8 protein-coding genes are annotated in these 10499 nt (G+C 65.3%); 4 read left to right on the top strand and 4 right to left on the bottom strand.

The window, feature by feature from the left end; translation table 11 throughout:
- The 3 genes from XINFAN_RS03695 to XINFAN_RS03705 all read right to left on the bottom strand — a co-directional run.
- The coding region (locus XINFAN_RS03695) for an acetyl-coenzyme A synthetase N-terminal domain-containing protein (RefSeq protein WP_290426964.1) at positions 1–204 on the bottom strand (204 nt) is incomplete at its 3' end.
- A 417-nt stretch (positions 205–621) separates the two neighbouring features.
- Complete coding sequence (locus XINFAN_RS03700; RefSeq protein WP_124085146.1) at positions 622–2913, bottom strand: glycosyl hydrolase family 28-related protein; 2292 nt, start codon at positions 2911–2913, stop codon at positions 622–624.
- Positions 2914–3663: 750 nt separating this feature from the next.
- A complete protein-coding gene (locus XINFAN_RS03705) occupies positions 3664–5256 on the bottom strand; it encodes a lysine--tRNA ligase (RefSeq protein WP_124085147.1) in 1593 nt (530 codons plus the stop codon).
- Positions 5257–5391: 135 nt separating this feature from the next.
- Between XINFAN_RS03705 and XINFAN_RS03710 the strand changes: the two genes are divergently transcribed.
- The 4 genes from XINFAN_RS03710 (at position 5392) to XINFAN_RS03725 (ending at position 9879) form a co-directional block, all read left to right on the top strand.
- Positions 5392–5811 carry a tellurite resistance TerB family protein gene (locus tag XINFAN_RS03710; protein ID WP_124085148.1) on the top strand — a complete coding sequence of 140 codons (420 nt, stop codon included), beginning with the start codon at positions 5392–5394 and terminating at the stop codon, positions 5809–5811.
- Between the two features lie 763 nt (positions 5812–6574).
- Complete coding sequence (locus XINFAN_RS03715; protein WP_124085149.1) at positions 6575–7231, top strand: GntR family transcriptional regulator; 657 nt, start codon at positions 6575–6577, stop codon at positions 7229–7231.
- Between the two features lie 17 nt (positions 7232–7248).
- Entirely contained in the window at positions 7249–8790 is a 1542-nt protein-coding gene (locus XINFAN_RS03720) for an ABC transporter substrate-binding protein (protein ID WP_160144525.1), read from the top strand.
- 54 nt (positions 8791–8844) lie between these two features.
- Positions 8845–9879, top strand: coding sequence for a succinylglutamate desuccinylase/aspartoacylase family protein (locus XINFAN_RS03725; RefSeq protein ID WP_124085151.1), 1035 nt, complete (start codon positions 8845–8847; stop codon positions 9877–9879).
- A gap of 170 nt (positions 9880–10049) precedes the next feature.
- Here XINFAN_RS03725 and XINFAN_RS03730 read toward each other — a convergent pair.
- Positions 10050–10499 (bottom strand): D-alanyl-D-alanine carboxypeptidase (locus tag XINFAN_RS03730; protein ID WP_233352112.1); only part of this gene is annotated, 450 nt, incomplete at its 5' end.

Below are 10499 nucleotides of genomic sequence, written 5' to 3' on the forward strand. Positions count from 1 at the left end.
ATTCCCCGGCGCGAAAGACGTCTCCTTCACCGAGGCATAAGGCCGGATCCAGTCAAGACGCTGACCCTCGCGAAACCAGAAACCATCAGCCGACGAAACCGACTCCCCGTAAAGCGACGCGTAACCAGAAGCGTCAATATGGGCAGACATGACGAAAGACGGGGATGGCGGATACATCCCGCGAGAATCGGGCTGGTCTTTCATGGCGTCCTCCCAGACAGCTACGCAGGACCTGGCGGCGCCTGCATGAACGCATCCATGCACCCGGCACGGACGACTTCTCCCTTCCTTAGTTTAGCGCGTTGTGAATTTTTACGTAACCCCATTTAACACAATCATTTTCTTGTAAATTATTTCACCAAACAACTGTCAAACATGTAAATTCCGTCTGCCGGTGCCACAAGTTTGACACGTTTTTTCAACAACCTGGACGTTCACAACCGCGCGAGGTTCCCGCGAGGAGAGACCTCTGCCCCCATCCGGCCCGCCGGTGGCGCCACTTCCGGCAAGCCCGTGCCGCGCCCTGCGCAATAAAATGATTCGCTGCCCCGGGCCGGGCGGAACGCATGAAAAAAGGGCGGCCCGAAGACCGCCCCGCGAAGTGTCACGCCCCTTCCCTCCTCAGGTCGGGACATCCATCCGCATGGTCACGATGGCGCGGCCCTTCACCGCCTCGCCCCAGCGGAGCTGCACCTGGTTGCCGCTGGTGCCCTGGCCCGGGAAGGCACTGGGCGCGATGTAGCGCACCGCATTCGACGCATTGGTCAGCGCGTTCTCGCTCTGCACCGCCTCGACCATGCGGATCCGGCCACCGAAGGGGATGAAGCCGGAGGCGTCGACCGTCCAGGTATCGGCGGCGGTGTTCTGCACATGCTGGGCCACCAGCGGATTCGAGATCGACTGGGTGACCTGGTTGAAGGTGTTGGCCTGCACCCGCACGTCGCGCGAGCGGGTGAAGTCGAGGCTGGCGAAGGTGGTGTCGAGCCGCTCCACCCGCTCCACCACGGCGTTGAACACCCGGAAGGTGTTGTTCTCCATTGCGAAGCCGTTGAAGAAATGCCCCGGCCCGTAGGGTTTCACCACCACCCAGCGAAAGGCGGGCGAGACATCCGAGGCGATGAAGATATTGCCGACGATGTTCAGCCCGCCGAAAGAAAACTCGTTGTTGAACTCGGGCGCGTGGTCATGCTCGTTGCCCCATTCGATGAAGCAATTGTCGATGTAATTGCCGGTGATCACCGTCGCCACATTGGTCTGGGTCAGCACGATCCCCGCCAGCCGCACCCCCGCCGCCTGGTCGTCGCCCTGGAAGAAATGGTTCGACTGGATCATATGCGAGGTGCCGTTCATCACCGCGAAATGGCGAAAGCGCACGATGCGGTTGTTGCGCAGCTTGGCGTCATTGGCGTTGACGTTGATCGCGATGGTGGTGCGGTTCTGCGCCGCCAGCGCCTGTTCGTTCGACAGGAACTGGCAGTAATCGACATGTATCCCCTGACAGCCCGATCCCGCCGAGGAAATGCCGCGGTCCTTCGGGCGGTTGAAGGTGCAGTTCTCGAAACGGTTCACCGACCCGGCCGAGGGCATCATCACCGCGGAGGAAATCCCGAGGCAGTTGAACTCGACATCATGGATCTCGAACCGCGACAGGAGCGAGAAGCCGCCGAAATCCAGCATGTATTTGAAACGCCGGAAGGTGTAGCTGCGGGTGCCCGCCGCGCCGTAGAGCGGCTCGGACAGGTCGATCCAGCCGGCGCCGACGTTCTTCGCGCGGACATAGACCTCGCGCCCGACGCCGGTACCCTCGACCAGCGCGCCGATCGGGATATTGGCGACATTGCCGACCGCGGTCAGCCGGGTGTGGTTCGATGCCGGCGTATAGGTCGCGACCGAGGTGAAGGTCTCGGTATCCCAGTCGGGCGAGGCCACCGCATTGATCGAGCCGTTCCTGAGCACCCGGCGGCTGGAAAAGCTGGTCTGCCCCGACAGGGCCGAGACATCGACCGGCCCGGTCAGATCGACCCGGCGGCCCGACATGTCGAAGGTGACGTGATCGCTGAAATAGAACAAAGCCTGGAGCGCGCGGCGGAACCCTTCGGGATCGCTGCCGAAGGCGCGCGAATAGGTCTCCAGATCGAAGTTGCGCGTCAGCACCAGCCGGTTGGCGGCAGGCATCACCAGCGTCCCGACGAAGCGGATCGGCGCATTCACCGTCAGGTTGCCGTTCACCGCAAACGTGCCCGCGGGCACCAGGACGGTGCGGCCCTGGGCGGCGGCATCGGCGCGCTGGAAGGCGGCCATGTCGTTCGTGGTGCCGTCGCCGCGCGCCCCATAGTCGCGCACATCGACCACATCGGCCAGCTCGCGCAGAAAGACCAGGGTCACGTCCTCGACGAGGATGTCGTCGATCCTGACCACGCCGCCGTTCGGCCCGGTCAGGTCGAGACCGATATGGGCGAAGACCGGATCGACACCCCAGGCCAGATCGACTCCGGTCCGGTTGCCCGCGCCGATGATCGCGCTGACCGTGACCACCTCGCCATATTGCGACAGGCTGACCGCGGTGCCGGTCTGCGGCGCCGAGCCCACGTTGTTGCCCGCGGCATTGCCCGCCCAGGCGGCGATCCGCACCGCCGGCAGATTGCCCGAGACCGCCTTGATCCGCACGGTGACGCGCAGATACATGTCGGGGCGCAGCGGGGTCTGGGCGAAGGCCCGCAGCTTCTGGGTATTGCTGGATTTCTGAAGCTCCAGACAACCGCCGAAATCCTGATCGTTCGTCACCACCGCCGCGGTGGGCAACCCTTCGTAAGAGGCGTCGCCCGGGCGCCCGTTGTTGCTCGACCAGTTCGCCAGCCCCGCCGAGAAGGGCAGCGGCATCAGGGCCAGCCCTTCGGTAATCGCCTTGTTCATCCGAGATGTCCCCCGCTCGTTTGCGCAGTTCCGGCCAGCGGGAACGAAACCCGCGTGACGGGTCAGGGAAATATCAACAAGGTGTTAATGATATCCCCGGGGAGCGCCCGCCGCGCCCGGGGGACGGGCAACGCAGGGCGGCATGCGGACAGGGCCAGGCCCGGATCGGGCCCCCGGTCCAAAAGAGCGTAATGCGACCAGCCTTCCGGTGCGACGAACCAGCGGTCGGCCAAGGCCGTGGCGCGGCCCCGGATCTCGGGCCCGTCGCGACAGGCGCCGAAGGCCCCCGGCTTGTCGCCCTCCACGACTGGCACCGGCGAGGTCCGGCCCGCAACGAGCCCGGCGGGAACAGGATATTGGCGGCGATACCCCGGATCATGCCGACATTGCGGATCTTCGCCGCAGCCATGGCCCTGTCTTCTGTTCAGATAGGGCGAGGACCGCCCCCGGCACCTCCTGCGCCTCATCGCAAAGCGGCATAGGACTGGCGCCCGCGATGATCCGGAGCGCCGTCCCGGGGCCGGCAGCGCGAGCCAGGAGGTCATCGCGCATCCACTTGCTGCCCGCCTCCGATCCGGCGCCTCTGAGGCTGGGTCAGGAACACTTTGGCCATGCGGCAGGCTGCAAGCGGTGGCGAAGCCGGGCACCGAGGCGCATGCCTGGTCATACTCCCAGGCCTGACGCAGTTCGCCACGGCCCCGGTCAGCGGCGCAGGCTACATCCGAGCTGGCGCGGCCCCGGCTGAGCGCGTCAGCCCGCGAGTTCGCCCGCCAGAGCCCGGTCGATCAGCGCCACGGTCTCCTGCACGCCGTAAAGCGCGACGAACCCGCCGAAGCGCGGCCCTTCCGAGGCCCCGAGCAGCACCTCGTAAAGCGCCTTGAACCAGTCGCGCAGCGGCTCGAACCCGTGCTCCTTGCCGACGGCATAGCAGATGGTTTGCAGCGCCTCGTCCTCGGCCTGGCCCTCTTCGGCCCCGGTGAAGGCCAGAAGCCGCCCGCGCAGATCCTCGATCGCCGCGCGCTCCTGATCGGTGGGCAGGCGGAAGTTGCGGTTCGGCGCCACATTGTCGTGGAAATAACGCAGCGCAAAACCGGCCGCCGCATCGAGATCGGGGTTCGCCTCGGGCGAGGCCCCCGGCGCATAGCGGCGGATGAAGCCCCAGAGCCCCGCGGCATCCCGCGCGCCCGCCACCGAGGCGAGGTTCAGCAGCATCGCGAACGGCACCACCATGGTGGACGCCGGCGGCAGGCCGTTGTGGATATGCCAGACCGGGTTGTTGACCTGTTGCTCGACCGTCTGATCGGGGTAGGCGCGCAATTGCTGGTGATATTCGTCCACCGCCTTCGGGATCACGTCCCACCACAGCCGCTTGGCGGTCTTGGGCTTCTGATACATGAAGTAGGACAGGCTCTCGGTCGAGGCATAGCTCAGCCATTCGTCGATGGTCAGCCCGTTGCCCTTCGATTTCGAGATCTTCTGCCCAGACTCGTCGAGGAAAAGCTCATAGGTGAAGTGGTTCGGCTTCCTGCCGCCCAGAACCTCGCAGATCCCGTCGTAGATCGGGGTGTTGGTCGAGTGATCCTTGCCATACATCTCGAAATCGACATCCAGCGCCGCCCAGCGGGCGCCGAAATCCGGCTTCCATTGCAGCTTGACGTTGCCGCCGGTGACCGGAAGCGTCCATTCGCGCCCCTCGTCGTCGTCGAAGGTGATGGTGTGGTTCACCTTGTCGATGTGCTTCATCGGGACATAGAGGACGCGGCCGGTCTCGGGGTGGATCGGCAGGAAGCAGGAATAGGTCTGCTGGCGCTCCTCGCGCAAGGACGCCAGCATGATCTCCATGATCCCCTCGTAACGCTCGGCGCAAAGCCGGAGCGTGTCGTCGAACCGGCCCGAGCGGTAGAATTCGGTCGAGGAGATGAACTCATATTCGAATCCGAAGGTGTCGAGGAACCGCCGCAGCATGGCGTTGTTGTGGTGGCCGAAGCTCTCGTATTCGCCGAAGGGATCGGGCACCGAGGTCAGGGGCTTCTGGATGTTCGCGCGCAAAAGCTCCTGCTGCGGCACGTTCTCGGGCACTTTGCGCATGCCGTCGAGATCGTCCGAGAAACAGATCAGCCGGGTCGGAATGTCCGAGATCACCTCGAACGCGCGGCGGATCATCGTGGTCCGCGCCACCTCGCCGAAGGTGCCGATATGGGGCAGACCGCTCGGCCCGTAGCCGGTCTCGAACAGGACATAGCCCTTTTCCGGCGCCTTCTTCTCATAGCGTTTGAGCAGGGCGCGGGCCTCTTCGAAAGGCCAGGCCTTCGATTTCATCGCCGCATCGCGCAGGGTGCTCATGTCGCTGTCCTCGGTCGGGGCCGCGCAGGCGGCCATCACATGCCTGCAACCCCATGCCGCAGGCCCTCGTCCTCTATTGCCGCTGCCCCCCGGCGTCAATAATCTCGCCTGACGCGCGAATGAAGGAGAGCGATCATGCCCGAAACCCCGCCGATGTCCGCCCAGGATGCCCTGGTGGCGGTGATGATCGCCTGTTCGGCCTCGGACCAGAACATGCGCACCGCCGAGCTGGTGGCGATCCAGAGCATGGTCAATCTGATGCCGGTGTTCTCGGGCTACGACACCGACCGGATCCGCCGCGTGGCGCAGATCGTCTTCGATCTGTTCGAGGAGGAGGACGGGCTCGACGCGCTGTTCGGCCTGATCCGCGAGGCGCTGCCCGAGCGGCTGAATGAGACCGCCTATGCTCTGGCCTGCGACGTGGTGACCGCCGACGGCCGCCACAGCCAGGAAGAGCTGCGGATGCTGGAGGAGGTGCGCGACGAATTGCAGATCGACCGCCTGCACGCCGCCGCCATCGAATGGGGCGCGCGGGTGCGCCATATGTTGCCCTGAGCGCGGACGGCTGACGCAGAAAGGGGGCTGCCGAAGATGCAGGCTCGAACCAGTGGCGCCTGCATCTTCACCCCCTCGCGCCTGCGGCGCTCACCCCCCGGGTATTTAAGTCAGGGTGAAAGGGCCTTTCATCCTGGCCCATATAGTTCCGCCGCGCGCTGCCGGAGGCCGGCCCGGCAGGCGCCGCGCCTCTGTCATTCTCGGTGACGGCTTAAGCCCCGCAATCCTTGCGGGATGTGGTGTTTTGATGAGCAGCGAGGACGGGTTAACCCGCCGCCGCCCGGAAATTTGATGCGAGGCTTCGGGGCGGATCTCACCGCGTCGCAGCGGGCCGCCATCGGCGCGCGCGCCCGGAGGAGATTCTCCACCGTCAGCGTCACGCTGTCCGCACTGCGTTTCGGCATGGGGATTGCCCCGCAATGCCCCGGGCATGAGATGGGGCTTTGTCAGGGGCAGTTCTGACTGCCGTCTGACAGTCACGGCGAGCGCAACCCGGGCCAGGCTGTTCCTTTCGACACGGCAATTCGCAATATGGCGGGGCCCACGCCGCGCCTGCATCGCGATGGCGACAGGGACCGACAGCGGGATCCGCCGTCCGGGGCGCAGAGCCATGAACCGCGCAGACCAGGAACCGGACGGCGGGGCGTGAGGATCAGGCGGATCTCGTCGGGCGACAGCCTTTCCGCGGGGATATGCCGGGTTTGCAGATTTATATTGCTAATTGTCAACAATCGACCAGTATATTCGGCAACGGGAGAATCCTATGCATTTCGAGAAGGTCAGTCTCGCCGACCGGGCGACATCGCATCTGCGCCGGCTGATCGTCACCGGTGGGCTGGAGCCGGGCCGCCGGCTGACCGAGCAGGAAATCTCGGACCAGTTGCAGGTCGCGCGCGGCACGGTGCGGGCGGCATTCGCGGCGCTGGAGGCGGAGAACCTGCTGATCCGCCGCCCCTATGCCGGCTGGGCGGTGAAAGAGGTCAGCGCCCAGGTCCTGCGCGAGAGCTACCAGCTGCGCGGCGCCTTCGAGGAACTGGCGGTCCGCCTTCTGGCGCTGGGGCTGGATGAGGAAAAGCGCCGGCATTTCGAAGCCCTGTATCAGCGGCTGACCGAGGCCGAGGCCTCGGACCGGCAGGACCTGAGGGTCGAGGCGGATCTGGGCTTTCACCGCGGGATCGTCGCGCTTTGCGGCAACGGGCTGCTGCAACGGCAATATGAGGCGATCTCGGGCCATACCGAATGGCTCTACCGCTGGTCCGAACTGAACTGGCCGGCCCGCATCAATCTGCTCGAATGGCATCAGCCAATCTGCGAGGCGATCCTTTCGGGCGATGCCGAAGCGGCGGTGGCGGCCGCCCGGGTCCATACCGAGCGCAGCCTCTCGGACGACGAGCGCGATCTGCACATGAAGACCAACTGAGAACAGGGAGTAACCGGATGACCCGCAACCATATCTCTGGAGTAAGCCGGCGTGGCTTCCTTGCCGCCGGCTCTGCGCTTGGCCTCATACTGCCCTTCGGGATGGCGCGGGCCGAAACGCCGGTGAAGGGCGGTGTGTTCAACCTGGGGATGGCGGGCGGCAGCACCGACAATTCGCTGGATCCGCGGGCCTATACCCAGCAGGTGCAGCGGGTGATCGGCGTGGCGGTCTGCAACCAGCTGGTCGAGATCCTGCCCGACGGCACGCTGGCCCCGGAACTGGCGGAAAGATGGGACAGTGCCGATGCCATCACCTGGGTGCTGAAGATCCGCGAGGGCGTCACCTTCCACAACGGCAAGACGCTCGATGCGCAGGATGTGGTCTATTCGATCAATCTGCATCGCGGCGAAGACACCACCTCGGGCGCGAAATCGCTGTTCAATGCGATCAAAGACATCTCGGTCAGCGCGCCGGGCGAGGTCACGGTGGTGCTGGACGGGGCGAATGCCGAATTCATGCGCATTTTCTCGGATTATCACGCGATGATCGTGCCGGATGGCTTTACCGACTGGGCCAGGCTGACCGGCACCGGCGGCTATACGCTGACCAGTTTCGAGCCCGGCGTCCGGGCGGTGCTGGACCGCAATCCCAACTACTGGAAAACCGACCGCGCCCATGTCGGTCAGGTGGTCCTCAGCGTGATCAACGACGGCACCTCGCGGCTGGCGGCGCTGCAAAGCGGCATGGTCGATGTGATCAATCAGGTGGACCGCAAGGTGGTTCCCTTCGTCACCGACAACCCGAAGCTGGAACTGGTGCGCTCGCCCGGTGCGGTTCACTGGACCTTCATCTGCGCCGCCAATACCGAGCCGACCAGCAACAACCATATCCGCCAGGCGCTGATGTATGGCTGCGACCGGCAGGCGCTGCTCGATGTGGTGATGGGCGGGCTGGGATCGCTGGGCAATGATCATCCGATCTCGCCCGACAGCCCCTATTACAACAGCGGGCTGGAACAGCGGCTGTTCGATCCCGACCGGGCGAAGTTCCATCTGAAAGAGGCGGGGCTCGAAAATTTCGCCATCGACCTTTACACCTCCGAGGCGGCGCTGCCCGAGGCAGTCGATCTGTCGATGGTCTATGCGGCGAAAGCCGGCGATGCCGGGCTGAAGATCAATGTGATCCGCCGCCCGGCAGACGGCTACTGGAACGACACCTGGATGAAGCAGCCCTTCGCGGTGTCAAGCTGGCTGAACCGGCCCATCGACCAGACTTTCTCGCTGATCTACGGCACCGGCTCGGGCTGGAACGAAAGCTACTGGTCGAACCCGCGTTTCGATCAGTTGCTGGCCGAGGGCAAGGGCACGCTCGATTTCGACCGGCGCAAGGAAATCTACGGCGAATTGCAGACGATCCTGCACAATGAGGGGCCGAGCGTGATCCCGGTCTTTGCCGATTTCCTTGATGCGAAATCGGTGCGGGTCAAAGGGTTCGAGCCGAGCGGCGTCGCCGATCTTTCGGGCGACCGCATCATCGAGCGGATCTGGCTCGAAGCATAAACCGTTCCGCGGCGGCCGGGCCTCCGGCCGCCGCCCTGCCCCCGGAGATACATCATGTCCCTCGCCTCGGTCTGGAGCGAGCCCGATCTGGACGCCATCGGGCGGCAGACCGGCGTCATCCGCGTCGAACATTCGGTCCACCATTCGGCCTATGGCACCATAGCTTTGCCCCTTGCGGTCTTCGCCAACGGCCGGGGGCCGACCGTCCTTTTGATGGCGGGGTCGCATGGCGACGAATATGAGGGGCAACTGGCGCTGACCCGGCTGATCCGCAGCCTCGATGTCACGCGCATCCAGGGCCGGATCTTCGTGCTTCCGGCGGCCAATCTGCCTGCGGTGGTGGCGGGTCAGCGGACCTCGCCGCTCGACGGCGGCAATCTCAACCGCAGTTTCGGCGAGCGCTATACCGATACGCCCACCGGCCAGATCGCGGCTTTCATCGCCGAAGAGCTGCTGCCGCGCTGCGATGTCTTCTTCGATCTGCATTCGGGCGGCAGTTCGCTGCGCCACCTCTCCTGTTCCTATGCCGATCTGGGCGAGGACCGCGCCACGGCGGAAAAGACCTTCGCGGCGCTGGAAGCGATGAATGCTCCGCTGTCCTGGGCGCAGGGCGGGATTCCCGCAGCTCCGGTCGCCGGACGTGCGGCGCTGCGCAAGGGCGTGATCCATCTCTCGGGCGAATTCGGCGGCGGCGGCGCGCTGAACCGGGCCGATCTGCGGGTGGCAGAACGCTGCACCTGGCGGCTGCTCGATCACCTCGGCATCCTGCCGATGGCAGAGGAATGGCGGGCGCCGGTTTCCACCCGCTTCGTGTTCAACGAACAGGCGCATTTTACCTATGCGCCGCACGAGGGCGTGTTCGAGCCCGCCGCGGATCTGGGCGAGGAGGTACAGCCCGGCCAGCCTGCCGGCTATCTGCACCGGCCGGAATATCCCGGGGAGCCGCCCGTCCCGCTGCATTTCGCTGCCCCGGGCGTGGTTGCGGCCCTGCGGGCGATGGGGCGCTGCCGGCCGGGCGACTGCCTGTTTCAGTTGCTCGGCGAGATCCCGCGCGACGAGATCCTCCGCCGCATCGGGGCACTGGCCTGACGGCTTGCGGACCGCGACGCGGCGAGGCCGGGGCGAATACCTCCCTGAGCCGTTCCGGCAACGGCATCACCTTTCCGATAAGCCCCGCGGGCCAGGTCTGATACAATTCAGCGATGGAAAGGCTTTCGCGTCACCGAAGCCGGGCGAATTGCCCGCAAAGAGTACCCTTTTCAGGCGTAGAGCGTGGACCAGCGGCTGATCAGTTGCCCCTGCAAACGGCGTGAGCGTTTCAGCCAGCCTTCCACTCCGGGCGGGTTCTCGCGCTGAGCAACCGGCACCGCATCGCGCCGCGCAGGATCGCCGGTGAAGATCGCGAAGACCATCTCGCGCCCGCCGGGGGGCGTGATATGCCCGGCCAGCGCCGAGACGAAATTCAGCGTGCCGGATTTCGCCATCACCTTGACCGGGTGGCCCTTGATCACCTTGCCCGCATCGTCCTTCATGCCGACATCGCGCAGGATCGGCTTCAGCCCCCGCCCCTCGCGATGGGCTTTCGACAACAGCCGCGCCATATCGGCGGCAGAGATCCGCGAGGCGCCGCCCAGACCCGAGTGATCGGCGAACTGCGCCGACACCCCGAAGGCCGCTTTCGCCCAGGCGGTCATATCCCGCCCCGAAGC

This window comes from Pseudogemmobacter humi, assembly GCF_900609055.1.
GTDB lineage: Bacteria > Pseudomonadota > Alphaproteobacteria > Rhodobacterales > Rhodobacteraceae > Pseudogemmobacter > Pseudogemmobacter humi.